Origin of the sequence: Streptomyces sp. NPDC059166, from assembly GCF_042755185.1 — a bacterium.
Classification (GTDB): domain Bacteria; phylum Actinomycetota; class Actinomycetes; order Streptomycetales; family Streptomycetaceae; genus Streptomyces.
On the sequence record NZ_JBHZCI010000001.1, the window covers coordinates 279,808 to 303,322 of the forward strand.

20 protein-coding genes and 1 tRNA gene are annotated in these 23,515 nt (G+C 71.9%); 7 read left to right on the forward strand and 14 right to left on the reverse strand.

Going from position 1 to position 23,515, the window contains the following annotated elements:
- Positions 1-860 precede the first annotated feature (860 nt).
- The 7 genes from pheA to ACFXOA_RS01290 form a co-directional block, all read right to left on the reverse strand.
- A complete protein-coding gene (gene pheA / locus ACFXOA_RS01260; RefSeq protein ID WP_385020607.1) occupies positions 861-1,796 on the reverse strand; it encodes a prephenate dehydratase in 936 nt (311 codons plus the stop codon).
- Positions 1,797-1,835: 39 nt separating this feature from the next.
- Positions 1,836-3,152: an iron uptake transporter deferrochelatase/peroxidase subunit gene (gene efeB / locus ACFXOA_RS01265; RefSeq protein WP_385020610.1), complete on the reverse strand. Its 1,317-nt coding sequence runs from the start codon at positions 3,150-3,152 to the stop codon at positions 1,836-1,838.
- 5 nt (positions 3,153-3,157) lie between these two features.
- Complete coding sequence (locus tag ACFXOA_RS01270; RefSeq protein ID WP_385020613.1) at positions 3,158-5,155, reverse strand: copper resistance CopC/CopD family protein; 1,998 nt, start codon at positions 5,153-5,155, stop codon at positions 3,158-3,160.
- 13 nt (positions 5,156-5,168) lie between these two features.
- The gene (locus ACFXOA_RS01275; RefSeq protein ID WP_385020616.1) at positions 5,169-5,615 is read right to left on the reverse strand and encodes a copper chaperone PCu(A)C; all 447 of its coding nucleotides are present in this window, start codon (positions 5,613-5,615) and stop codon (positions 5,169-5,171) included.
- Complete coding sequence (locus tag ACFXOA_RS01280; protein ID WP_385020619.1) at positions 5,612-6,268, reverse strand: SCO family protein; 657 nt, start codon at positions 6,266-6,268, stop codon at positions 5,612-5,614. The genes ACFXOA_RS01275 and ACFXOA_RS01280 overlap by 4 nt, the downstream gene beginning before the upstream one ends.
- Positions 6,269-6,318: 50 nt before the next feature.
- A complete protein-coding gene (locus ACFXOA_RS01285; RefSeq protein WP_385020622.1) occupies positions 6,319-7,044 on the reverse strand; it encodes a YcnI family protein in 726 nt (241 codons plus the stop codon).
- Between the two features lie 132 nt (positions 7,045-7,176).
- Positions 7,177-8,010, reverse strand: coding sequence for a hypothetical protein (locus ACFXOA_RS01290; protein ID WP_385020625.1), 834 nt, complete (start codon positions 8,008-8,010; stop codon positions 7,177-7,179).
- A 282-nt stretch (positions 8,011-8,292) separates the two neighbouring features.
- Between ACFXOA_RS01290 and ACFXOA_RS01295 the strand changes: the two genes are divergently transcribed.
- Positions 8,293-8,832 (forward strand): ATP-binding protein, encoded by a 540-nt coding sequence (locus ACFXOA_RS01295; RefSeq protein ID WP_385020628.1) that lies wholly within the window; start codon positions 8,293-8,295, stop codon positions 8,830-8,832.
- 69 nt (positions 8,833-8,901) lie between these two features.
- Here the strand turns inward: ACFXOA_RS01295 and ACFXOA_RS01300 are convergent, their stop codons facing one another.
- On the reverse strand, positions 8,902-10,365 hold the full coding sequence (locus ACFXOA_RS01300; protein ID WP_385020631.1) for an aminopeptidase P family protein: 1,464 nt from the start codon (positions 10,363-10,365) through the stop codon (positions 8,902-8,904).
- 111 nt (positions 10,366-10,476) lie between these two features.
- The gene (locus tag ACFXOA_RS01305) at positions 10,477-11,910 is read right to left on the reverse strand and encodes a PP2C family protein-serine/threonine phosphatase (protein WP_385020719.1); all 1,434 of its coding nucleotides are present in this window, start codon (positions 11,908-11,910) and stop codon (positions 10,477-10,479) included.
- Positions 11,911-12,531: 621 nt separating this feature from the next.
- Here ACFXOA_RS01305 and ACFXOA_RS01310 point away from each other — a divergent pair.
- Complete coding sequence (locus tag ACFXOA_RS01310) at positions 12,532-13,215, forward strand: bifunctional DNA primase/polymerase (protein ID WP_385020634.1); 684 nt, start codon at positions 12,532-12,534, stop codon at positions 13,213-13,215.
- A 1,104-nt stretch (positions 13,216-14,319) separates the two neighbouring features.
- Here the strand turns inward: ACFXOA_RS01310 and ACFXOA_RS01315 are convergent.
- From ACFXOA_RS01315 to ACFXOA_RS01325, 3 genes are all read right to left on the reverse strand, one after another.
- Positions 14,320-15,285, reverse strand: a complete 966-nt coding sequence (locus ACFXOA_RS01315; RefSeq protein WP_385020637.1) for a DUF5926 family protein — start codon at positions 15,283-15,285, stop codon at positions 14,320-14,322.
- Between the two features lie 126 nt (positions 15,286-15,411).
- On the reverse strand, positions 15,412-16,005 hold the full coding sequence (locus ACFXOA_RS01320) for an ATP-binding protein (protein ID WP_385020722.1): 594 nt from the start codon (positions 16,003-16,005) through the stop codon (positions 15,412-15,414).
- Positions 16,006-16,235: 230 nt separating this feature from the next.
- A complete protein-coding gene (locus ACFXOA_RS01325) occupies positions 16,236-17,063 on the reverse strand; it encodes a glycerophosphodiester phosphodiesterase (protein ID WP_385020640.1) in 828 nt (275 codons plus the stop codon).
- 197 nt (positions 17,064-17,260) lie between these two features.
- Between ACFXOA_RS01325 and ACFXOA_RS01330 the strand changes: the two genes are divergently transcribed.
- Both ACFXOA_RS01330 and ACFXOA_RS01335 read left to right on the forward strand, forming a co-directional pair.
- The gene (locus ACFXOA_RS01330; protein ID WP_385020643.1) at positions 17,261-18,754 is read left to right on the forward strand and encodes a trypsin-like peptidase domain-containing protein; all 1,494 of its coding nucleotides are present in this window, start codon (positions 17,261-17,263) and stop codon (positions 18,752-18,754) included.
- A gap of 59 nt (positions 18,755-18,813) precedes the next feature.
- Positions 18,814-18,898, forward strand: a tRNA-Ser gene (locus tag ACFXOA_RS01335).
- A gap of 354 nt (positions 18,899-19,252) precedes the next feature.
- Here ACFXOA_RS01335 and ACFXOA_RS01340 read toward each other — a convergent pair.
- Both ACFXOA_RS01340 and ACFXOA_RS01345 read right to left on the reverse strand, forming a co-directional pair.
- On the reverse strand, positions 19,253-19,393 hold the full coding sequence (locus ACFXOA_RS01340; RefSeq protein WP_385020645.1) for a hypothetical protein: 141 nt from the start codon (positions 19,391-19,393) through the stop codon (positions 19,253-19,255).
- On the reverse strand, positions 19,390-20,271 hold the full coding sequence (locus tag ACFXOA_RS01345; RefSeq protein ID WP_385020648.1) for a bifunctional DNA primase/polymerase: 882 nt from the start codon (positions 20,269-20,271) through the stop codon (positions 19,390-19,392). Before ACFXOA_RS01345 ends, ACFXOA_RS01340 begins: the two co-directional genes overlap by 4 nt.
- Before the next feature lie 250 nt (positions 20,272-20,521).
- Between ACFXOA_RS01345 and ACFXOA_RS01350 the strand changes: the two genes are divergently transcribed.
- The 3 genes from ACFXOA_RS01350 (at position 20,522) to ACFXOA_RS01360 (ending at position 23,502) form a co-directional block, all read left to right on the forward strand.
- Entirely contained in the window at positions 20,522-20,836 is a 315-nt protein-coding gene (locus tag ACFXOA_RS01350) for a hypothetical protein (RefSeq protein WP_385020651.1), read from the forward strand.
- A 252-nt stretch (positions 20,837-21,088) separates the two neighbouring features.
- A complete protein-coding gene (locus ACFXOA_RS01355; protein WP_385020654.1) occupies positions 21,089-21,643 on the forward strand; it encodes a SigE family RNA polymerase sigma factor in 555 nt (184 codons plus the stop codon).
- 212 nt (positions 21,644-21,855) lie between these two features.
- A complete protein-coding gene (locus ACFXOA_RS01360; protein WP_385020657.1) occupies positions 21,856-23,502 on the forward strand; it encodes a long-chain fatty acid--CoA ligase in 1,647 nt (548 codons plus the stop codon).
- Positions 23,503-23,515: the final 13 nt, after the last annotated feature.

Sequence of the window (23,515 nt, forward strand, 5' to 3'; positions counted from 1 at the left end):
CTCGAACCGATATGAATGAGCGTGGCGCTTTGCCCTTATTGCCGGAAATGACAATTCTGAGTCGAATCCCGGATGGCGGGGGTCGCCGTTCGCCGGGCAGGGCATCTCGTCCGGAAGGGGAGCGTGCGCCTGTCCGGCGGGCATGCTACGACCTCTGCGGGCGCCGGGAGTTGGTGGACTCGGAGACGTTGTCCACAGGGTCGCATTGATCCAATTAGTTATCCACAGGCTGTGGGGTTGAGTCTGTGGATCTGGAGTAGATCGTTCCGAATCCGGCATCTCGATGCGTGGATTCGCTGATCAAACTCGATCTGCGCACTCATTCGAGTGTCATTCGGGTGGGATTGCCCGTCTCGATAAGTTGATCAATGCAATTCGGGCGGACGGCGGGGCTTGTGCCTCGATGGGGGATGAGGGGGTGCTGGGGTGATTTGTCGACCATGTCGTACCGAGGTGTCGACTTGTCCCCAGGCGGGAGGGAGTGCCTGTGGATAACTTCACCTCGCTGTGCGAAACGGAAACGGTCAGGCAGTACCGGGGTCGGCCCGTGCGCGATTCCACCGGCTGTTTCAAGGCCGGTCGTCCCCCGCCGGCTGTTTCACGGCCGGTCGTCTCCGCGCCGGTCGTCTCCGCGCCGTCGTCCCCCCGCCGGTCGTCTCCGCGCCGTCGTCCTCCCTCCGGTCGCAGGCCCGGGCTCGGGTCGGCCTGACGGTCCCCTGACCCCCGCCCCGCTGTCTCCCGCGGGGCCGATCCGGACAGCGCGTGGGCAGGCAGGGCTGCCCGTGGGCAGGGCAGCGCGGCGCCTGGGCACGGCAGGGCGGCGTGCGGCGACAGCGTGAGGGGCCCCGGAGGGGTGGGGGTCAGACCCGGCCGTCCTGGCTCCGGGCCAGCCAGTCCGAGGCCTCGGTGAAGTCCGTGTCCGACGTCCCGACGCGCAGCGGCCTCACCTCGTCGGGCGTCACGCCTGCCCGGGGGTACGAACCGAGGAAGCGCACATTCGGGCAGATCCGCTTCAGCCCCATCAGCGCCTCGCCGACGCGGCGGTCGGCGATGTGGCCCTCCGCGTCCACGGCGAAGCAGTAGTTCCCGATGCCCTCCCCCGTCGGCCGGGACTGGATCAGCATCAGGTTGACCCCGCGTACGGCGAATTCCTGGAGCAGTTCGAGGAGCGCGCCCGGATGGTCGTCGCCGAGCCAGATGACCACGGAGGTCTTGTCGGCTCCGGTGGGTGCGGAGGGACGGGCGGGGCGCCCCACCAGAACGAAGCGGGTCTGTGCGTTCTCGGCGTCGTGGATCTCCGTCACCAGCGGTTCGAGGCCGTAGGTGGCCGCTGCGAACTCGCCCGCGAAGGCCGCGTCGTAGCGCCCCTCCTGGACCAGCCGCGCACCGTCCGCGTTGGAGGCGGCGGACTCCCACACCGCGTTCGGCAGGTGGTCCGCCATCCAGTTGCGCACCTGCGGCTGTGCCGCGGGGTGGGCCGTGACGGTCTTGATGTCCGAGAGCTTCGTCCCTGGGCGCACCAGCAGGGCGAAGGTGATCGAGAGCAGCACCTCGCGGTAGATCATCAGCGGGGCGCCGGTGGTCAGCTCGTCCAGGGTCGCGCTGATCCCGCCCTCGACGGAGTTCTCGATGGGCACGAGTGCTGCCGCGGCCTCACCGTTGCGCACCGCGTCGAGCGCGGCCGGCACCGAGACCATCGGGACGAGTTCACGGGTGGCGGCTTCGGGGAGGGTACGGAGGGCCACCTCGGTGAAGGTGCCTTCGGGGCCGAGGTAGGCGTAGCGCGTGGCTGACATACGGTCACCCTAATGGCCCGGCGGACGGGCCCGTGCGCCTCACGCCTCCAGCAGCCGCTGCCCCACGTACTCCCCGGACGCCGGTCCTCCGGGCACGGCGAACAGGCCGCTCGCCTCGTGCCGGATGAACGGCGAGAGCGCGTCCCCGCGGTCGAGTTTGCGCTGGACGGGGATGAAGCCCCTGAACGGATCGGCCTGCCAGCAGATGAAGAGCAGACCGGCGTCCGGGGTCCCGTCCTCCGCGATGCCGTCGTGGTACGAGAACGGGCGCCTCAGCATCGCGGCCCCGCCGTTCTTCTCCGGGGAGGAGATCCTGGCGTGCGCGTTGGCGGGGATCAGCGGCTTGCCGTCCGCCCCCGTCCTCTCCAGGTCCATGGCGGTGTCCTCGGTCCCGCCGCTGAGCGGGGCGCCGTCCGACTTCCGCCGGCCGATGACCTGTTCCTGGCGCTCGACCGGCAGGCCCTCCCAGTCGTCCAGCAGCATCCGGATCCGCCGGACGACGGCGTACGAACCGCCCTCCATCCAGGCGTACGCCGGTTCACCGCCGGACGGTACGAAGATCCGTTCCTCGAAGTCGCTCTCCCGGGGCTTCGGGTTGTTGGTGCCGTCCACCTGCCCCATGAGATTGCGGGTGGTCATCGGCCGGCCGGTGGCGCCCGGCGCACGGTTGAAGCCGTTCATCTGCCAACGGACGCGGGCAGCCGAGCCGGCCTCCTTCTGGAGGGCCCGCAGGGCGTGGAAGGCGACGAGCGAGTCGTTCGCGCCGACCTGCACCCAGAGGTCGCCCTCGGACCGCTTGGCGTCGAGCCGGTCGGAGGAGAAGGCGGGCAGGGGGTCCAGGGACGGTGGGCGGTGGGCGGCCAGGCCGGTGCGTGAGAAGAAGGTCCGCCCGAACCCGAAGGTGACCGTGAGGGACGACGGCCCGGCGTCCAGGGCCACTCCGGTGTCGTGCTCCCCGCCGCTCACGGCAGGTTCCCCGGCCATCAGACGCCCGGCCACGGCTGACCAGCGCCGCATCAGGGCGGCCGCTTCCCTGCGTCCCGCGCCGGGTGTCAGGTCGAAGGCGACGAGATGCCCGCGGGCCTGGAGCGGAGTGGTGATCCCCGCCTGATGTTTCCCGTGAAACATCGCCTCGGTCGAGCCGACCGTGGTCAGCGCCGTCGGAGCTTCGCCCCGGCTCGCGGCATAGCCTGCCGCGCCGCCTGCCGCGCCCAGGACGAGCCCCGCCGCCCCTGCGGCGCCCGCGCTGCCGATCAGCCGCCTCCGCGAGACGCCTCCGGGCACCTCCGGAGCCGGAGCGTCGTCGCGGGCTCCGGAGCCGCGGGGGTCCGTACGGTTGTCCTTCTTCTTGCTCACCCTGCTCAGCCGATCTTCACGTTCTTGTCGATGGTCGTCTGGTCGATGTCCGACGTGCGCACCGTCACGGCGACCTTCCAGTCACCCGCCATCGGGATCTGCACGCCGCTCGCGGTCCAGTGCCCCTCGGTGAGACGGTCCGGGGCGACGGGCAGCGGGCCGATCTGCTTGGACTCCAGGGTGAAGGAGAGTTTCACCTCGGGTACGTCCATCGGTGTCCGGTCCGGTGCGTCGACCCACAGGTGCACGCTGTTGGCGCCGGTACCGCCGGGGGTGATGTCCAGGCGGACGGTCCCCTTGCCGTTCGGGCCACCGGTGTCGAAGGGGAGGCTCAGACTCACCGGCCCGGCGGCCGCCGGAGCGGCCGCCGTCGTGGAGCCGCCCCTTGCGGCCTCCTCCTCGGTACGGCCCGGCTCGGTGGACGTCAGGATCGTCGTGACGACGAGCAGTACGACGGCGATGCCCGTCTCCACCATCACGGAGCGGCGCAGCCCCGAGCGGTCGGGGTCGGCGTCGCGCTCCCGCTTCACCTTCGTCGCCGTCAGCGCCGCCCGCTGGCGGGCGAGCTGGGCTGCGCGCTCCGGCGCCACCTCCTCGTCCCGCGGGGCGTCGGGCACGGACGCGGGCCGGCTCGCCGTGGTCTCCGGCTCCGGATCCACCGTGTCCGCCAGGCCGGCCGGGGCCGCGGAGCCAGCCGTTGCCTCCGGCTCCCCCGGACCGGCGAGGGCCTGGTGACCGCGCCCGACGAGGCGTCCCGTCCACCGCCGGGAGATCCACGCCACGCCGACGAGGACGGCGACCAGCCCCACCTTGACGAGCAGCAGCTGCCCGTACCGTGTACCGGTCAGCGCGGACCAGGTGCCGACCTGGCGCCACGACTGGTAGAGCCCGGTCGCGGTGAGGACCAGGACGCTGCCGAACGCCAGGCGGGAGAAGCGCCGTACCGCGTCGATCGGGAGGCCGGGTGTCCGGTGGAGGGCGATCAGCAGTGCGGCCAGCCCGCCCAGCCAGGCGGCGACGGCCAGCAGGTGCAGCACGTCGGCAGGCATGGCGATTCCCGGCTGGATGCCCGTCGAGGCGTGCTCGGCCAGGGCCCAGGTACCGGCGAGCCCGATCGCGATGACCAGCCCGCCCGTCGCGAGGCCGAAGGTGAGGTCCTTCCTCTCCCTCTCGTCCTCGCGCTTGGCGTACGCGCCGAAGAGGACGGCGATGAAGAGCGCCGAGGCTCCCAGCAGCAGCAGCCGGGAGACCAGTGCGGCCCCCGGTTTGGTGTCGAGGACGGACTGGAGGCCGGCGAGGTCGAAGGCGTCCCCGAGCTTTCCGGAACCCGTGTAGGGGTTGCGGAGGAAGAGCATGACCAGGGTCGCGGCGGTGATGGTGATCCAGCCGCGTACGACGAGGCGCTGCAGCGGCCGTGCGCCGGCCCCACGCTGCCAGCAGGCGAGCACGAAGGCCGATCCGCCGGCGAGCAGGATGAATCCGGCGTAGGCGGCGTAGCGTGCGATCCCGTAGAGCACGCCGACGAGTCCGCCGCCGGCCTCCCCCGAGGGAAGCGCGACGGTGGTCTCCGACGGTGCGCCGACGGAGAAGGTGAAGGCCCCCGAGACCGGGTGGCTGTCCGCCGACACGGCCTGCCAGGCCACGGTGTATGTCCCGTCGGGCAGCCCGCTGTGCAGCTTGACGCCGTACCGTACGGCGCCTTGGCCGGGCACTTCGCGAGGGGCTCCGTCGTCGGCGCGCTTGCCGCTCGGGTCGAGCACACGGATCGAGTCGTCGCCGACGGCGATCTGCTCGGAGAAGGTGAGCGTGACCTGGGCGGGAGCGGTGGCGACCACCGACCCGTCCTCCGGGTCGCTCCCGGTGAGGGCGGCGTGTGCCGACGCGGGGCTCGCGCCCGCCAGCACCAGACCGAACAGCAGGCCGATCAGGGTGGTGAGGAGCGCGGCCGCGGTGAGCGGCCGTCGTATCGGGGCGGGCACGGAGTGCGGGGCGGTGGCAGCCATGGGTGTCAGTACCTCAACTCTTCTTCGGGTTGTAGGTGGTCTCCTTCACGGGGATGTCGACCTTGATGGGGTCGGCCTTCTCGAAGTGCAGTTCCACGGAGACCGTGTCGCCCCGCTCGGGCCGCTGCTTGAGATCCGTGAACATGATGTGGTTGCCTCCCCGTTCGAGGTCGAGCTCGCCGCCCGCGGGCACCTCGAAGGACGACACCATGCGCATCTTCTGGCCCTTCGTCTCGTGGATGGAGACGTGGTCGGAGAGCGGGCTGGTCACCGAGGTGAGCCGGTCGGTGGAGTCGCCGCTGTTCTTCACCAGGAGGAACCCGGCCGCCATGTCGCTGACGGGCTGCGGCATGAAGGCTCCGGTCACCTCGAGGTGCGGGGCGCTGTCCGACGAGCACGCCGAGAGGGCGAGTCCGGCGGTGAGGACCAGGGTTCCGGCGAAGGCCGTGCGACGGTTCACGGGGTCTCCCCCTTGACGATCTTGGGAAGGTCCTCGGTGTAGTCCTCGGCGGTGGTGTCCTCGCTGTAGAGCACGTAACCCTTGTCGGTCTTCGGGGAGAACGCGATGACCTGGGAGCCGTGCATGGAGACGACCGTGCCGTCCTTCTCCTTCTTGGCCGGGTCGATGCCGATGCCGATGGACCGGGCTGCCGCCTGGATGGCGGAGAAGTCACCGGTGAGGCCGGTGAAATCGGGGTCCTGGGCCTTCAGCCAGCTGCCGAGGGACGCCGGGGTGTCCCGTTCGGGGTCCGTGGTGACGAAGACGACCTGGAGCTTCTCCTGCTCCGCCTTGGGCAGGGCCCGCTTGGCGAGCGCGATGTTGCTCATGGTCAGCGGGCACACGTCCGGGCAGTTGGTGTAGCCGAAGTAGATGAGGGTCGGCTTGCCCTTGGTCCGCTCACGCAGGTCGTACTTCTCACCGTGCGTGTCGGTCAGGACGAGGTCGGGTTTGGTGAAGGGCTGGTCGAGTACGGTCGCGGGCTTGGACGCGGTACCGGAGGAGACCTCGGCGACGGAGTTGTCCGCCGAGTCCCCTCCGCCACCGCAGGCTGACAAGGTCAGTGCCGCCGCGACGGCGAACGCCGCGGCCAGCACCTTCTTCTTGCTGTGCATGGGGAACTGGATTCCTGATCTGTGAAATGCGGGTGGTGGAGCCGGTGGGATCAGGCGGCGCGGCGGCGGGCGAGCACACCGAAGGCGACCCCGGCGACCCCGACGACGATGCCGACGATGCCGAGGACGCGGGCGGTGCTGTCGGTGTCCGACGAGGAGTCGGCCGCCACGGTGGTGGTCTTCTCCGTCTTCTCCGCCTCGCCGCTCTTGGAGTCCGCCGCCGCGCCGTGGGCGTCGGCGGCCGGGGCCGACAGGGTGAGGACGGGAGCGGGGTTCGCGGGCTCCTCGCCGCCCGCGGTGGGCTCCTCGATCCAGCGGACGACTTCCTTGTTGCTGTACGTCTGGAGGGCCTTGAAGACCAGCTGGTCGGTGTCCTCGGGCAGCTGCCCCACCGAGAGCGGGAACTGCTGGAAGAAGCCGGGCTCGATCCCCTTGCCGTCGGCGGTCCAGGTGACCTTGGAGACGGCCTCTTCGATCTTCTTGCCGTGGACCTCGAGAGGTTCGGCCAGCTTGCTCTTGGTGACGTCGATCTTCCAGCCGGCCACCGGCTGCGGGCTGACGGACGCCAGCGGGTGGTCCGTCGGGAAGTTCACCTCGAGCTTGGTGGTCGAGGCGTTGTCGCGCTCGTTGGGAACCTTGAAGTTGACGGTGGCGTAGCCGCCCTTGGCGGCCTCACCCTGCGGCTGCACGCTGACGTGCGCCGAGGCGGTACCGGCGAGCAGGAGGACGGTGGACGCGGCGACGCCGCCGGCGAGGGCGATACGGGACATCTTCATGGCAGGGATCACTCCACAGGTCACAGGGCAAACGGTGGTCCGGCACGCGGATGCGCGACGGCATCACGACGGGCCTCGTCGCCAGGAGCACCGGAAGCACCGGAAGCACCGGAAAAGGGACGAGGAGTCGTGTCAGGCTGCGCGTACGTATACGGGCGGCGGCCCGCGCCTGATCACCATGTGCTGCAGAGGGTCCCCGGAGGCTGGTGCGGCGGCGTCCGCCGCCCTGCGGAGACGGCGCGGCCCGGTCGGGGGCTGCCCCGGAAGTCCCGTACGCAGGGCGCGTACGAGTGCCATGGCCGCCCGCAGCGCGCGCAGCCGGGCCGCCGCCGCGAGCTGCCTGCCGCCCTGCGCCGAGAGCGCGACCAGCCGGAAGAGGGCGATCTCGCCGCGGCGGAGCATCCAGCCGGTGGCCAGTGCGGCGAGCAGGTGCCCCAGGAACATGGGCAGGTCCGGCAGCCCGGAGACCACCGTCGACAGGAACGTCGGGCCGACGGCGGACCCGATGTCGTGGCCGGCGGCCACCCCGCCGGGCAGGTGGGTGTGCCCCTGGGCCACGGCCGCCGGGTCCAGCCCCGCGGTGGTCACGATGCGATGGGCCTCACCGGCGCTCAGCTGCGCCGGTCCGGCGCCGCACACCAGGCCGGCGGCGAAGCGGATCAACGAGGCGTCGCCGGAGCCCGCCGTGGTCGCGGCGGTGTGCTGTCCGAAGCCGAAGAGGACGTGCAGGGCCACCTGGCCGGCCGTGAGGGCGCCGGTGATGGCGAGCAGTGTCCGCTCGCGTCCGGCGAACACGGCGGCGAGGGCGAAGAGCCCGGCGAAACCGGCCGGCAGGGTCCACCCGGAGACGGTCATGCCCGAGGCCAGCCCGTGGCCGGCGGCGGCCAGCACGACGCAGACCGCGGCGAACACCGCGGTCCTCAGAAGCCGCATACCGGCTCCGGCGCGTGCGACAGGCATAGACATGGCCGGGACATCATCCCACTGCGACCCCACCCTCCGTACGGCAGGTCCGGAAGGTCGGCATCCGTCCCCATCGGGGAGTGATCAGGGGTGTTGCACCTGTTCCGGGCGTACTTCCCGACCGCGTCCGGACGCGGTCGCGGAACCCGCCGGGCACCCGCATACACCTGGGAACGGAGTATCCACATCCGCCGAATGAGGGCTGTCACAGCGGATCCGTGCTTACGGAGCGCTCATATCGGCAATACGTAACGGTATGTCGAGCCGCAGCCAGGAGGCTGGAGCATGAGCATGTGGTGGTCACTCCATTTGCGGCGCGAAGCTGCGAGCGTTCCGCTCGCCCGTCGTTTCCTGCTCGGGACCATGGAGACCGCGGGGGTGGATCCGGACATCTCCTACGACCTCTCGGTCGCGCTCAGCGAAGCCTGCGCCAACGCCGTCGAACACGGCGGCGACCTCCCGGCGGAGGAGCCGGGAGCCCGCGCCGACGGCGTGTCGGCGACGGCCTGCGGACAGTACCGGGTGACCGCCTACCTGGACGGCGAGATGTGCCGCATCGAAGTCGCCGACTCAGGGCCGGGATTCCCCTCCCGGGGCACGCTTCGCACCGCCGCGCGACCCTCCGCCGCCCAGCCGGGGGGCGAGGCGCCGCTCGGGTGCGTCACGGTGCAGCCGCCGGAAACGGCGGAGAGCGGCCGGGGACTCTGCCTCATCGAGGAGCTCGCCGACCACGTCCACTTCGGCAACGGGCCGGGGCGCGGCGCGGTGGTCAGCTTCGACAAGATCCTCAAGTGGCGCGAGGGTGCGCTGCTCATGGTGTCCTGAGCAGCGCACCCTCGTGTGCGCGGTGGCGCGGGCCGGATCGGCGCCTGCGGCGCGGTCGCGGCGGCCGGATCAGCCCTTGAGGCCGGCCATCCACGCCTCGACGTCCTCGGCCCGGCGGGGCAGCGCGGCCGACAGGTTCCGGTTGCCGTCCTCGGTCACCAGGATGTCGTCCTCGATCCGCACGCCGATCCCCCGGTACTCCTCCGGGACGGTCAGGTCGTCGGCCTGGAAGTAGAGCCCCGGCTCGACCGTGAGGCAGACCCCGGGCTCCAGGGTGCCGTTGACGTACGACTCGGTGCGGGCGACCGCGCAGTCGTGGACGTCCATGCCGAGCATGTGACCGGTGCCGTGCAGGGTCCAGCGGCGCTGCAGGCCCAGTTCCAGGACCTTCTCCACCGTCAGGTCGCCGAGCAGGCCCCACTCGACCAGCTTCTCGGCGAGGACGCGCTGGGCCGCGTCGTGGAAGTCGCGGAAGGCGGCGCCGGGCTTCACGGCGGCGATGCCCGCCTCCTGGGCCTCGTACACCGCGTCGTAGATCTTGCGCTGGAGGGGCGAGAAGGTGCCGTTGATCGGCAGTGTCCGCGTGACGTCGGCGGTGTAGAGCGCGTCGGTCTCCACGCCCGCGTCGAGCAGCAGCAGCTCCCCGGGGCGGACCGCGCCGTCGTTGCGGACCCAGTGCAGCGTGGTGGCGTGCGGGCCGGCCGCGCAGATCGAGCCGTAGCCGATGTCGTTGCCGTCGACGCGGGCGCGCAGGAAGAAGGTGCCCTCGATGTAGCGCTCGCTCGTGGCCTCGGCCTTGTCGAGGACCTTCACGACGTCCTCGAAGCCGCGCGCCGTCGCGTCGCAGGCCTTCTGCAGCTCGGCGATCTCGAAGGCGTCCTTGACGAGGCGCGCCTCCGAGAGGAAGACACGGAGCTCCTCGTCACGCTCCGCGGTGACCTTGTCGGTCAGGGCGGCCTCGATGCCGGCGTCGTGCCCGCGCACGGCGCGCACCGGGCCGGTGGCCTCGGCCAGCGCGGCGGCGAGCTCGCGGACGTCCTTCGCCGGGATGCCGAGCAGCTGCTCCGCCTCGGTGAGGGAGTTGCGCCGGCCGACCCAGAGCTCGCCCTGGCCGTCGAGCCAGAACTCGCCGTTCCCGCGGTCGGAGCGGGGCAGCAGGTAGATCGTCGCCTCGTGCCCGCCGTCGGTGGGTTCGAGCACCAGGACGCTGTCCTGGGTGAGGTCGCCGGTGAGGTAGGCGTACTCCGTGGAGGCGCGGAAGGCGTACTCGGTGTCGTTGGAACGGGTCTTCAGGTTCCCCGCGGGGACGACGAGCCGCTCACCGGGGAAGCGGGCGGACAGCGCGGCCCGGCGGTCGGCGGTGTGCGAGGCCTGGGCGATGGGCTCCAGGCCGTGCAGCTCGGTGTCGGCCCAGCCGGACTTCATGTTCTCGGCGAGCTCATCGGAAATGCCCGGGTACAGGCCGTTCTTCCGCTGCTTGATCGGCTCTGTCTCCGCTGCTTCCGGGGTCTCCGGGGCGAGCTCCTCAGACACGTTTTGTCCTCCTTGTACGACACTGGACCGAACCCATCGTACGGGCGTACGGGAGGGCGGCCCAGGGCCGGAAGACCTCCGTGCCCCGGCCGGGCGGGCCGGGCCCGGCTCTCAGTCGAAGCGCGCGGCCAGCAGCGCGGCGTCGGAGGGGCAGCCGGCGGCCCCCGGGCCGGCCGCACCTTCCCCCAGTACGGTACGCAGCACGTGGTCCGCGACGGTGCCCGGGTCGCGGCGCATGTTCTTCGGCACCCCGGCGGCGGCGGAGCGCAGCCGGGCGAACGCCCGGTCCGTCGTCTCGCCGGTGCGGCGCAGCAGCCCGTCGGTGTAGAGCAGCACCGTCTCACCGGGGCGGAGCGTGAACTCCACGCTCGGCGCCTCCCAGCAGGAGAGCATGCCCAGGGGCGCGGACAGGGTCGTCTCGACGAACTCGGTGCGCTGTTCCCCGGTCACCAGGGGCGGGGTGTGTCCGGCACCGGCCAGCGCGATCGTGCGCCGGCCCGGCTCGCAGTAGGCGTACAGGGCGGTCGCGGCGGTGGCCGGCTCGGTCAGCCGGAGGAGCAGTTCGAGGTCGGAGAGGACGGCCACCGGGTCTTCGCCCTCCATCACCGCGTAGGCGCGCAGGCCGGCGCGCAGCCGGCCGGTGGCGGCCATCGCGGCCGGACCGGAGCCGCCGACCGAACCGACGGCCAGGCCGAGCGCGCTGTCCGGCAGCAGCAGCGCGTCGTACCAGTCGCCCCCGCCCTCCGGGGCGGCCAGGTGGCGCGCGGCCAGCCGGACTCCGGGAGGGCGGGGCAGCCTTCGGGGGAGGAGTTCCTCGGCGATGACGGCGGCGTCGGCCCTGGTGCGTTCCAGTTCGAGCAGCCGGGCCAGGTGTTCGGCGGCGTAGCGGGCGTACACCCCGACGAGGTGGCGCCGGCGTTCCGGTGGCTCGGCCGGTTCGTCGTAGAACCAGACCGCGGCGCCCAGCCGGCCGGCGGTCGGGGTGGAGAGCGGCTGGGTGTAGCTGGCGGCGTACCCGAGCCGGACGGCGGCTTCGCGGCAGAGCGGGTCGAGGGCGGCGTCGGCGAGAAGGTCGGGGCAGGCCAGCGGCTCTTCCGCGCCGGGGAGGCCGTCGAGGAACCTGCCGTGGGCGGTGGCGCCGCGCGGAAGGGTCTCGATGTGGCCGAGGTCGGAGTGGGCGAGGCCCAGGCCGAGCGTGCGGGACGGTCCGCGACCGTCGGCGGGTTCGAGGACGAGGAGGCCGCGGCCGGCTCCCACGAGTGTGGCGCCCGCGCTCAGGAGCTCGTCCAGGGCTTCGTCGAGGGTGCTGGTTCCGGCCAGCCGTTCGGTCAGTTCGTGCAGTGTCGTGAGGTCGGAGACCCACCCGGCCAGCCGGTCCTGGGTGAATGCTCCCGGGGCGGAGGCCAAGGCTTCCTGGGGTGCGGCAGTGTGCGTTGAAACGGGAACCATGGGATCGATTCCAGCCACTTTCGGGAGATGGGGGGCGCTCATGTCAGTGGGCTCTCCGACCGGTTCGTTCTGTCGAATAGCATCGCAAACCCCCATGTCGTGCCGCGCCGCTATCGGTGCAACCACATGTACACGACCCCACATGTACACGCACAAGTAAGGCGATGTCCAGCATTGTCCTGGCGGTATTTATGGCGCCGCGAGAGGGTGCGACCAGATTGATAACTTGGCCGGAAAATGCACCCCCGAAGCCCTTTCTGCGGTCGACTGGGACCGCTCGACAAGGAGAGCCCTCGGGGTGAAATGCCGGAGGGAGCGTCATCCCGGGCATGCTGGGTACGTAATCGTGGACGGTCATCCGCACTCGTGACCGCCCGGAACCCGACAGTCGGCCTGGGCGTCCCTACTGGTGACGGCCGTCCACCCACCGCCCGAGCGGCGTGGTTGCACCAGGAGCGGCGCGCGCGGTGCGCAGGCCGGCCGCGCGAAGTTTGACTGGACTCGGCTCGGCACAACCCGGTTCGAATCGGCTCAGCTCCATTTCTGTTCGGTTCCACTCGGCTCGGTTCCATTCGGCTCGGCTCATGCTCGGTACCCACTGCTCGGCGTACCGCGGACCCGATGAGCACGTACGCACAGCGAAGAGACGCACACGTGGCGTGACCAACGTGTGCTGTGATGTGGACCTCGGCGTTCAACGGAAAGGAACGAGCGCTCATGCGCGAGATCCTCGGAAGGCGACGCAGGCACCGGCCCCGCCGCAAGGGAAGTTCCGCGCAGCTCGACGCGGCGCTGATCCTCGCCACGGTCCGGAGGTGGCCCGTGCTCCCCGGAGTCGGCCTGGCGGCGGAGGCCGTACGCGGCGAACGCGGCCGCGGCTGCGCCTGCCCCGATCCCGAGTGCGCCGTCCCCGGCGCGCACCCCTTCGACCCCGGCCTCCTCGCCGCCACCACGGACGAACGCATGGTGCGCTGGTGGTGGACCAACCGGCCCGCGGCGCCCGTCATCCTGGCCACGGGCGGGCGCGCACCGTGTGCCCTGAGCCTGCCGGCCGTGGCCGGCGCCCGGGCGCTGACGGCGCTCGACGGCATGGGCCTGCGGATCGGTCCCGTCGTGGCGACGCCCACCCGGTGGTCCCTGCTGGTCGCGCCCTACACCCTTGAGCGGCTCGGCGAACTGCTGCACGCCCAGGACCGGGTGCCCAGCTCGCTCAGGTTCCACGGCGAGGGCGGATACCTCGTGCTGCCCCCGTCGGAGGCGGGTACGGGCCAGGTGCGCTGGGAACGCCCGCCCGCTGCGGGAGACCTGGAGACCTGGCTCCCCGACGTCGAGTCGGTCCTGGACGCGCTCGTCGAGGCGAGCAACGGAGCTCCGGACGGCGGCAGTCGGCTCGCCTACTGAGCGGACTCACGAGACGAGCAACGGAGCTCCGGACGGCGGCAGTCGGCTCGCCTACCGAGCGGACTCGGGTGCTGTGGCGAACGGGTGCTCCGGCCGACCCTCGTGGAACGGAGTACGGGTCGCCTCGCTCGGAGCGGACCCGCGAAGCGAGGGAGGCCGCCGTACCCGGGCGGGAGCGCCCGATCCGCCGGCGGCCGCGGACGCCGTCAGGTGCGACCACGGGCTCCGGGCGGCGGTGCCGTCGGGACCGGAGAGGTCGCGGAGTTCCCCCGTCCCGCACCCAGGGGCGGCCATCGGCCGGGTTCGCCTCGCGGCTGTTCCGCGATCCCCGCCGACGCACGCAACAGCCCGGCCCACTCGCAGCGTTGCCCGGCAGCCCACTCCCGGGCGCGTCGGAACTCGTCGGCAGACATGGGGTGCCCGGGCCGCGCCGCGACCGGCGACGCGCGCATCGGACGCGGTGCGCGACGGCGCCCGTCAGGCGGACGACGATCCGCGCCGGCCCAACGGGACATCGCGGGCACCGTCGGCCGCACCCTCCCGTGCGGGCGCGGCCCGCGTACCGGCGGCGTCGAAGGCGACGAGTGCACGAACCTGCTCGCGGGATTTCTGACGGGCTTTCGCGACGCGCCCCGGCCGGTGCACAGGGTGACGCCGATGCGAATGTTTCCTCCGTGCCCTGCGGTATTCACCGGACCCGACGGATATCTCCGAATTTCTGTCCGAAAGCGTGTGGCTGCGCGTCAGGCGGACCGCTGCGCGCGCCGCGTGGGCGCGAGACCACAGGCGTCCGTCGGAGGAGTCCGGTGAGCCCCGGGACCTGGTGCGGGGCGGAGGCCGGGCGGCCCACGTGGGGTGCTCGCCCCGGTGGGCGGCGCAGGCCGCCTGGTGGGTCGTGCTCCGGCGTACGCCCTGGGAGCCCCGAGCCGGAAACGCGAACGTCCGGCCGCTGGCGACGGGGGATGCACCAGCGACCGGACTTCCTGAACCGTAACAAGAGATCTGCCGTGAGCAAATTCGATCTGGCCTATTCGGACAGCGATTTACCGGCGGGTACCGGGAGTTGTGACGGGAGTCACCGTCGCGCCCCGGCGCTCGTCACTCTCAGCTGAGGGTCACTTGGCGGTTGGTGAGCCCGCCGCGCGCCCTGCGCTCGTCGGCACCGAGCGGAGCGTCGGACGCGAGGGCCTCGGCGAGGCGCTCCGCGAACTGCGCGGCGGGCTTCTCGCACTCCTCGGCCCCCATCTCGCTCGGCAGGTCCCAGACGGGGACCATCAGACCGTGGGCGCGGAACGAGCCCACCAGACGGGTCCCTTCGCCGAGGGAGGAGCTGCCTGCCGCGTGCAGCCGGGCGAGGGCGTCCAGGAGCTGCTCCTCGGGGTGCGGCATGACCCAGCGCAGATGGTTCTTCTCGGGTGTCTCGCACCAGTAGGCCGCGTCCACCCCCGAGAGCCGGGTGGTGGGGATGGCGGCCGCGTTGGCACGCTCCAGGGAGGCGGACACCTCCGGGGTGGCGTTCTCCGCGTCCGGGACCCAGAACTCGAATCCCGAGTGCACGTCCGGCTCGAACGGGGCCTCGGCGTCCAGGACGTCCTGCAGGCGCGGGCCGTCGGCGGGCACCCGGCGCGCGGTCACCGGGGTACCGGGCTCGGCCTCCAGGGCGCGCTGCAGGGTGTCCGCGAGGTCCCGGCTCAGGTCACCTGAGGAGGTGTCGTTCTGCAGGGCGAGCAGCACGGAACCGTCGTCACGGCGCAGCGCCGGCCAGGCCATCGGCAGGACCGTGGCGAGGGAGACGGACGGCACGCCCTCGGGGAGGCCGCCCTTCAGCGTCAGCTCGACGGTCGCGGCGGGGACCAGCTCGCGCAGTGCGATCCAGTCGCATTCGCCGGCGATTCCCTCGAAGGGGCGCTGCACCAGCTCGGTCACGGCGTGGGCCGCTGCCCGTCCGTGACAGGCCTTGTAGCGGCGGCCCGAGCCGCACGGGCAGGGCTCACGAGCTCCGACGACCGGGATTTCACCGTCCTTGAGCTGCGGCTTCCCGGCCTTGGACTGAGGGCGCTTCTTGGCCATGGTGGGCGTTCTCCCGATTGCGACAGTGCGGTCTCGGCGCGAGCCTAGCCGCCCCCGTCGGCGGCCGGGGCACACCTGTCGCGGCCCTGCCCGGCCGGCTCCGGTGCGCCGCGCCCCGAACCGTGCTCAGCCCGCGTCGTCGAAGGCGTCGAGTACGTCGGCGAGTTCCAGCCCGTCGAGGGAGCCGAAACCGCTGATGCCCCCCAGTCCGTCGAGCCCGGTGAGCCCGCTCCGGCCCTCACGGCCGCCGTGGCCGTCACGGGTGCCGTGGCCGTCACGGGAGGTCAGTTCACGGCCGCCCGGACCGCTCCGGGCACGGCGCGCCGACCTCATGTGGCCCGGAGGCGCGGCGGCGAAGCCACCTGCCCTGTGGTCCGCTGACACCAGGGCCCACACGGTGACCTCACCGGATGCGCCGTCGCGTACGCCCCACTCCTGGGCCAGGGCGCTGATGATGTTGAGCCCGCGGCCTCCGCGGGCGGTGACCGACGGTGTGGCCGGGACCGGCCGGGTCGGGCCGCCGCCGTCCGTGACCTCGACGGTCAGGCCGCCTCTTCCGTCCGTCCGCCACGCGGCGCGGATGTCGCCGTCGCCCGTCTCCGAGTGCCGCCCCAGCGGCCTGCCGTGCCGGCAGGCGTTGCTGAGGAGTTCGGAAAGGATCAGTACCGCGTCGTCGACCATGGTCTCCGGGACCCCGTTGCCGCGCAGTTGCTCGCGCATACGGCGTCTCGCCAGTCCCACGCCCGCAGGGCCATGGGGTACGGCCATGCTCGACGACGCGGGCACCTCCTGTGCCACCACAAACGCCACCCCCGAGACCTCCTTCGCCCCACGCCACGGAGTGAATGCCCTTCCGGGCTCCGCCGGAAACCGGCCAAAGCCGTGCCGGTGATGCACTCGTAACGATCGGTTGCGGAGCGAATGCGCCGGTGCACCCCTGGTGATGGCGGTCATGAGCGGCCAAGTTGTGACAAGACCTGTTTCGGGCGGTTCGTGATGATCGCCTCCACCCCCAGGCGCACGCAGAGCTCGACGTCCTCGGGCTCGTTCACCGTCCAGACGTGCACCTGGTGGCCCGCCCTGTGCAGCCGTTCGATGTACCCGGGGTGGTTGCGTACGATCCGCATCCCGGGACCCGCGATCCGGGCACCGGCGGGCAGCCGGCCGTCCCTCATCCGCGGTGAGACGAACTGCATCAGGAAGACGGTGGGCAGCGTGGGTGCCGCGGCCCGGATGCGGTAGAGGGAGCGGGCGGAGAAACTCATGACACGCACCGGGGACGGCCCGTCCCCGGGCGGTGCGTCGAGACCGAACCGCCTGAGCAGCTGGAGCAGCCGTTCCTCGACCTGTCCGGCCCAGCGTGTGGGGTGTTTGGTCTCGACGGCCAGCTGGAGCTGCCGGCCGGTGGCCCGGACCTCGTGAACCAGTTCGAGGAGGCGTTCGAGGGTGAGGACGGACGTCAGCTCGCCCGGCAGGGGGTCCCACTCCGGGGACTCCTCGCGGTCCTTCCACGAGCCGAAGTCGAGCGCGGCCAGATCGGCCAGCTCCAGCGCGGAGACGGCGCCCCGTCCGTTCGACGTACGGTTCACCCGGCGGTCGTGCACACAGACCAGCTGCCCGTCCGCGGTGAGGCGGACGTCGCACTCCAGGGCATCCGCTCCGTCCTCCACGGCCTTCCGGTACGCGGCCAGGGTGTGCTCGGGGGCGTCCTCGGACGCTCCTCGGTGCGCGACGACCTGGATGGCGGGCTGTTCGGAGGGTAGGCGTGCGTGGGTCACCGCGACATCGTGTCACCGGCACGCGTCGTACGCCGACACCTTGTCACGTGCGACCGTTTTGCCTGATGTAAAGATTGGTGTGCGGATGCACAGGTCCTGCTTACAGTGGCCTGACGTGTTATGGGAAAAGCTGACCGCAGACACGTACACAGCGGATCTCTTGCCGAATGCCGAGTGGAACCGAGGAGTAAAGAGCTGTGAGCACCGAGAACGAGGGCAACGAGGGCAACGCGGTCCCGTCCGTGCCGCCCGTCCCGTCCGCACCTCCCGTGCCGGCTGCCGCTCCCGAGGGCGCCCCGCAGGGTGGCTCGCCCGCGTCCGGCACCCCGGCCGGCGCCCCCGCGGACGCGCCGACCGCCCAGGTTCCGGCGGCGACACCCCACGGGGGCGCCGGACAGCCCCCCGCAGGGCAGCAGCACACCTCCGCCGGGTACGAGCACGCCTATCCGCAGCCGCCGGCGCAGGACCCCGCGGCCTGGCCGCCGCCGCCCCCCGCCGTCCCCTCGTACGCCGACGGCGGCAGCCCGCCGGCCTATGGAGCCCCGGCGCACCCCGACTCCGAGCCGCCGCGCAAGCGCCGCGCGAGCGGGCTGGTCGCCGCCGTGGTCGTGGCGGCGCTGGTCGCCGGCGGTGTGGGTGGAGCGCTCGGCTACTGGGCGGCCGACAGCAACGACTCCTCCGGGGGCTCGACCACGGTCGCCGCGGCCAACAGCCCCAAGGACTTCAAGCGCGACCCGGGCACGGTCGCGGGAGTCGCGGCGAGCGCGCTGCCCAGCGTGGTGACGATCGACGCGCAGTCCGGCGACGGCGAGGGCGGCACGGGCACCGGGTTCGTCTACGACAAGGAAGGCCACATCCTCACGAACAACCACGTGGTGGCCTCCGCCGCGGACAGCGGTCAGCTGACCGCGACGTTCTCCAACGGCAAGAAGTACGACGCCGAGGTGGTCGGCCGCGCCCAGGGGTACGACGTGGCGGTGCTGAAGCTGAAGAACGCCCCCGACGGGCTCACCCCGCTGGCCCTCGGCGACTCCGACAAGGTCGCGGTCGGCGACTCCACCATCGCCATCGGGGCGCCGTTCGGTCTCTCCAACACGGTGACCACGGGCATCATCAGCGCGAAGGACCGCCCGGTCGCCTCCGGCGACGGCTCCAGCAACAAGAACTCGTACATGAGCGCCCTGCAGACCGACGCCTCGATCAACCCGGGCAACTCGGGCGGTCCGCTCCTGGACGCGGGTGGCGCGGTCATCGGCATCAACTCCGCGATCCAGTCCACCAGCGGCGGCGGCGTGGGACAGTCCCAGGCGGGCTCGATCGGCCTCGGCTTCGCCATCCCCGTCAACCAGGCCAAGAACGTCGCCGAGCAGCTGATCAAGACGGGCCAGCCCGTCTACCCGGTGATCGGGGCGACCGTGACCATGGAGGAGAAGACCGGCGGCGCCGTCATCTCGGACGCGGGCGCGGGCGGTACCCCCGCCGTCACGCCGGACGGGCCGGCGGCCAAGGCGGGGCTGAAGGCCGGCGACGTGATCACCAAGTTCAACGACACCGTGGTCGAGAGCGGCCCGACGCTGATCGGCGAGATCTGGACCCACAAGCCGGGCGACAAGGTCACGCTCACCTACAAGCGCGACGGCAAGGTGTCCACGGCCGAACTCACCCTGGGCGAGCGCAAGGGCGACAGCTGACCGGCTAGGCTGTCCCACGCATCGAGCCGGCCCGGCCCCCGGGTCCGGCCACGACGCGGGGTGGGTTGCCCGAGCGGCCTAAGGGAACGGTCTTGAAAACCGTCGTGGCGCGAGTCACCGTGGGTTCAAATCCCACACCCACCGCAGTGCGTGAAGGTCCCCGTCCACTACACGTGGCCGGGGACCTTCGCTGTTTCCGGGCTCCAGGGTCGCCGCCGTTCCGCGTTCGAGGGCGTGCTCGTGGCGGGGCGCGGGGGGCTCGGCCCTGTCCGGTGACCGCCAGGTGCGTGCTTCCGTGCGGCCGGACGTACGCCTCCCCGGTGCCGGGCGGCACGCGGAAGCATGCGCGGGGTCCGGAGTGCCAGGGGCTTGCGTCAGGGGGTAGGGAATGGGTTCTCAGTCCAGGTGCGGTGCTCGTACGACGGCCGGCAAGGCCTGTCGGAACCTCGCGGTGGTGGGCACGTCCCGTTGCGCGAGGCATCAGGGGCCGTGGTCCGCCTACGGCGTCGCGCAGCGCAAGGAGAAGGAGGCCAGGGCGAAGAAGCGGGCGATTCGCAGGAAGCGGTAGCCGCCGTGGTGGGGCCTGAACGCGGGGCGGGGCGGCGGTGGGTGGCCGCCGTGGTGGTCCGCAGCGGTCACACGCTGTCCCGGGGTGCGCTCAGGCGGGCGGCCGAGCTGATCGCGGCGCGGGCCTCCTGTTCGGTGAGGCCGGTGCTGAGGGCGGCGTCGACGAGGGCGTCCGTGAGGGCGTCGCCGAAGCCGTGCTCGTAGGCCCGGCAGGCCGCCCAGAAGAGGCGGGTGTTGCGCTGGCCCTCGTGCGCGGCGCGTACGAACTGGACCAGGCCCTGTCCCTGCCTGTCCGGCGATGCCTTCACGGCCGGCCGGTGGGGGCGGGGTGGGGGTGTCAGCAGGCGCAGCAGGGCGCGGGGGCAGGGTGCCGGGTCCAGATGGGCGGTGCCGGGGGCGAGCCGGTACCTGCCGTGGGTGGTGACCGAACCCGGGCCGACGAGGTAGCCGCCCGTCCCGCGTACGTCGATGCCGGGGGCGAGCCGGCTCGCGGAGTTCGGGACCACGACGTCCCGGGGGCCGGTCAGCCACAGGTGCCGTCCACCGCTCGGCGTGAGCACCGTGACGGTGGGCGGCAGGGTGAACAGGTGCTGGAGGGCCAGCTGTTGGAGCGCGGCGACGGAGTCGTTGCCGTGGGTGGTGTCCACGTCCAGGTCGATGCCGATGAGGCGGTGCGGCGCCCGCCCGCAGGCGATTCCGTATCCGGTGGCCCTCGGGGCTGCGGCGAAGAGCGCCCGGATCGCGGCCGGGTCGGTGGTGGCGTCGTGCACCCCGTGGCCGGGCAGACCGCAGGCGCCCCGGCAGTGAACGGGAGGCGTCTCGTCGTGGTGGGGTGAGCGCAGGGCGGGCAGCTTGGTGGCGGACAGCGGGAAGACGGGGAGCCCGCGCTCGGCGGCGGAGAGCGCGTGGGCCAGGGCCAGGGTGGCGGTCTGCCTGTCGATGGTGGCCATAGGACTATGTTCGTACGTGCGTTCGAAAAAGGGAAGAGGGGGTGGGGCGGGCCGGGCGGAACGTGACCCGGACGGGAGGTTTACGAGGCCTTCCTCATACGTGCGGGGGAATCGGGCGGGATGGGTGGTTCGCCGGTGAGGCGCTGGGCAGTTCTGCCTCCGCGACGTCGTGACCTGTACCGGAGCGGTCGGCCAACCGCTCCGGAATCAGCCGTTTCAAGTCCCGTTTCGGTTCCTGGAGGAAATTGACATGGCACGTATCCGTACCGCGCGCGCTCTCGCCGCCGCCGCCGCCCTTCCGTTGGCCGTGGCCCTGTTCGGAGGGGTCGCCGCGGCCGACAACGGCGCGTTCGCGAGCGATGGGTCGAACGCGGGGGTCGCGACCATCGGTTCCGGTGTCGGCGGGGACAACTCCGGCAACGCGTCCACGTCACAGCAGCAGGCGGTCGGTGCCGGGGCGTCCAACCACAACAACACGATCCAGGTGTCCGGAGGGCGCTTCACCTACGTCGAGAACGCCACCTACAACTTCTACGTGATCTTCCCGCCGCTCTGGGCGGACTGAGCGCGGGCCCGTGCGGCGTCGTCGCCGCACGGGCCGTTCCCCGGGCGGGCGGGCGCGGAGAGCGGGCGCGCCCCCGGGGGAATGCGGGCGCGGAGTGCGACCGCGCCCCGCGGGGGTGGGGACCCTGAGGGCGGGGGTGTCCCCCTCCACCCTCAGGAGGTGGAGCCGGGGCCGGCCCTACAACCTGAGGCGGACGAGGCTTCGGGACCTGGGGCCGATCCCCTCGGCGGGACCCGCTCCTAGCGTGGAGACATGACCACGCCAGTCTGCGCCGACGCCTCCACGGCGGCCGCCGCAACCACGGGACACCGCCGGTATCCGTCGTTCTCGTCGTACGTGCGGGCGAGGGGCCCCGTGCTGCTGCGCACGGCGCGTTCCCTCACCGCGAACCCGAGCGACGCGGAGGATCTGCTGCAGACCGCCCTCACCAAGACCTACGTCGCCTGGGAGCGGATCGAGGACCACCGGGCGCTCGACGGTTACGTCCGCCGCGCCCTGGTGAACACGCGCACCTCGCAGTGGCGCAAGCGCAAGGTCGACGAGTTCGCCTGCGAGGAGCTCCCCGAGAGGGAGGCCGCGCCCGCGCCCGACCCCGCCGAGCAGCAGTCCCTGCACGACGCGATGTGGCGTGCGGTGCTCAGGCTCCCGGACCGCCAGCGGGCCATGGTGGTCCTGAGGTACTACGAGGACCTCAGCGAGGTGCAGACCGCCGAGCTCCTCGGGGTGTCCGTCGGCACGGTGAAGAGCGCGGTCTCCCGGGCGCTCGGCAAGCTGCGTGAGGATCCGGAGCTCGGCCCGGTGCGCTGAACCCGTCTTCCGGGCGCGCTTTCGTCCGGTCTGTCCGACGCCTGGGCACGCTGCCCGGCGGGCGCCGGTCCCGCCCCTGAAACGGACCGCGCCGCCGCCCGGACGGTGTGACCGGCTGCGATTCGTCAGCCCGGAAGTATCGACATACCGCTGGGTATGTGAGCAGAATCAGCGAACCCTTACTGCCGCGTAGCGCCCACCGGGAGGACGCCGTGCTGAGCACCATGCAGGACGTACCGCTGACTACCACCCGCATCCTGACCCATGGGATGATCATCCACGGGAAGTCGCAGGTGACGACCTGGACCGGCGAGCCGGAGCCGCACCGGCGCAGTTTCGCCGAGATCGGCGTACGCGCCACACAGCTGGCGAACGCCCTGCGCGACGAGCTCGGCATCGACGGCGACCAGCGTGTCGCCACACTGATGTGGAACAACGCGGAGCACGTGGAGGCGTACCTGGCGATCCCCTCGATGGGCGCCGTGCTGCACACCCTGAACCTCCGGCTCCCCGCCGAGCAGCTGATCTGGGTCGTCAACCACGCCGACGACAAGGTCGTCCTGGTCAACGGCTCGCTGCTGCCGCTGCTCGCACCGCTGCTCCCCCATCTGCCCACCGTCGAGCACGTGGTGGTGTCCGGCCCCGGTGACCGCTCGTTGCTGGAGGGCGTCGCGGCCCGGGTGCACGAGTACGAGGAGCTGATCGTGGGCAGGCCCACCTCCTACGACTGGCCCGAGCTGGACGAACGCCAGGCCGCCGCCATGTGCTACACCTCGGGCACCACCGGGGACCCCAAGGGCGTCGTCTACTCCCACCGCTCGATCTACCTGCACTCCATGCAGGTCAACATGGCCGAGTCGATGGGGCTCACCGACAAGGACACCACCCTCGTCGTCGTCCCGCAGTTCCATGTGAACGCCTGGGGGCTGCCCCACGCGACGTTCATGACCGGCGTCAACATGCTGATGCCCGACCGCTTCCTGCAGCCGGCGCCGCTCGCCGAGATGATCGAGCGGGAGCGCCCGACGCACGCCGCCGCCGTGCCGACCATCTGGCAGGGTCTGCTGGCCGAGGTCACCGCCAACCCGCGCGACCTCAGCTCCATGTCCCACGTCACCATCGGCGGCGCCGCGTGTCCGCCCTCCCTGATGGAGGCGTACGACAAGCTCGGCGTCCGGCTCTGCCACGCCTGGGGCATGACCGAGACCTCTCCGCTGGGCACCATGTCCAACCCGCCCGCGGGGCTCACCGCCGAGGAGGAGTGGCCCTACCGCATCACCCAGGGCCGCTTCCCGGCCGGAGTGGAGGCCCGCTTGGTCGGCCCCGGAGGCGAGTTCCTGCCCTGGGACGGCGAGTCCGCGGGCGAGCTGGAGGTCCGGGGAGCCTGGATCTCCGGTGCGTACTACGGAGGCGCGGACGGCGAGGACCTGCGCCCCGAGGACAAGTTCAGCGAGGACGGCTGGCTGAAGACCGGCGACGTCGGTGTGATCAGCGACGAGGGCTACCTCACCCTGACCGACCGGGCCAAGGACGTCATCAAGTCCGGCGGCGAGTGGATCTCCAGCGTCGAGCTGGAGAACGCGCTCATGGCGCACCCGGACGTGGCCGAGGCCGCGGTCGTCGCCGTCCCCGACGACAAGTGGGGGGAGCGGCCCCTGGCCACCGTCGTCCTCAAGGAGGGCGCGACCGCCGACTACGCGGCGCTGCGGACCTTCCTCGGCCAGTCGGTCGCCAAGTGGCAGCTGCCCGAGCGCTGGACGATCGTCCCGGCGGTTCCGAAGACGAGCGTGGGCAAGTTCGACAAGAAGGTCATCCGCCGCCAGTACGCCGAGGGCGAGCTGGACGTCACGCAGCTCTGAGCAGTGCGCCCCG

Bases quoted from the DNA above. Each gene is read 5' to 3' on its own strand.
- pheA (WP_385020607.1), bottom strand. From the start codon at position 1,796: ATGTCAGCCACGCGCTACGCCTACCTCGGCCCCGAAGGCACCTTCACC.
- ACFXOA_RS01270 (WP_385020613.1), bottom strand. From the start codon at position 5,155: ATGGCTGCCACCGCCCCGCACTCCGTGCCCGCCCCGATACGACGGCCG.
- ACFXOA_RS01280 (WP_385020619.1), bottom strand. From the start codon at position 6,268: ATGCACAGCAAGAAGAAGGTGCTGGCCGCGGCGTTCGCCGTCGCGGCG.
- ACFXOA_RS01285 (WP_385020622.1), bottom strand. From the start codon at position 7,044: ATGAAGATGTCCCGTATCGCCCTCGCCGGCGGCGTCGCCGCGTCCACC.
- ACFXOA_RS01290 (WP_385020625.1), bottom strand. From the start codon at position 8,010: ATGTCTATGCCTGTCGCACGCGCCGGAGCCGGTATGCGGCTTCTGAGG.
- ACFXOA_RS01295 (WP_385020628.1), top strand. From the start codon at position 8,293: ATGAGCATGTGGTGGTCACTCCATTTGCGGCGCGAAGCTGCGAGCGTT.
- ACFXOA_RS01305 (WP_385020719.1), bottom strand. From the start codon at position 11,910: ATGGGGGTTTGCGATGCTATTCGACAGAACGAACCGGTCGGAGAGCCC.
- ACFXOA_RS01310 (WP_385020634.1), top strand. From the start codon at position 12,532: ATGCGCGAGATCCTCGGAAGGCGACGCAGGCACCGGCCCCGCCGCAAG.
- ACFXOA_RS01315 (WP_385020637.1), bottom strand. From the start codon at position 15,285: ATGGCCAAGAAGCGCCCTCAGTCCAAGGCCGGGAAGCCGCAGCTCAAG.
- ACFXOA_RS01320 (WP_385020722.1), bottom strand. From the start codon at position 16,005: ATGCGCGAGCAACTGCGCGGCAACGGGGTCCCGGAGACCATGGTCGAC.
- ACFXOA_RS01345 (WP_385020648.1), bottom strand. From the start codon at position 20,271: ATGGCCACCATCGACAGGCAGACCGCCACCCTGGCCCTGGCCCACGCG.
- ACFXOA_RS01350 (WP_385020651.1), top strand. From the start codon at position 20,522: ATGGCACGTATCCGTACCGCGCGCGCTCTCGCCGCCGCCGCCGCCCTT.
- ACFXOA_RS01355 (WP_385020654.1), top strand. From the start codon at position 21,089: ATGACCACGCCAGTCTGCGCCGACGCCTCCACGGCGGCCGCCGCAACC.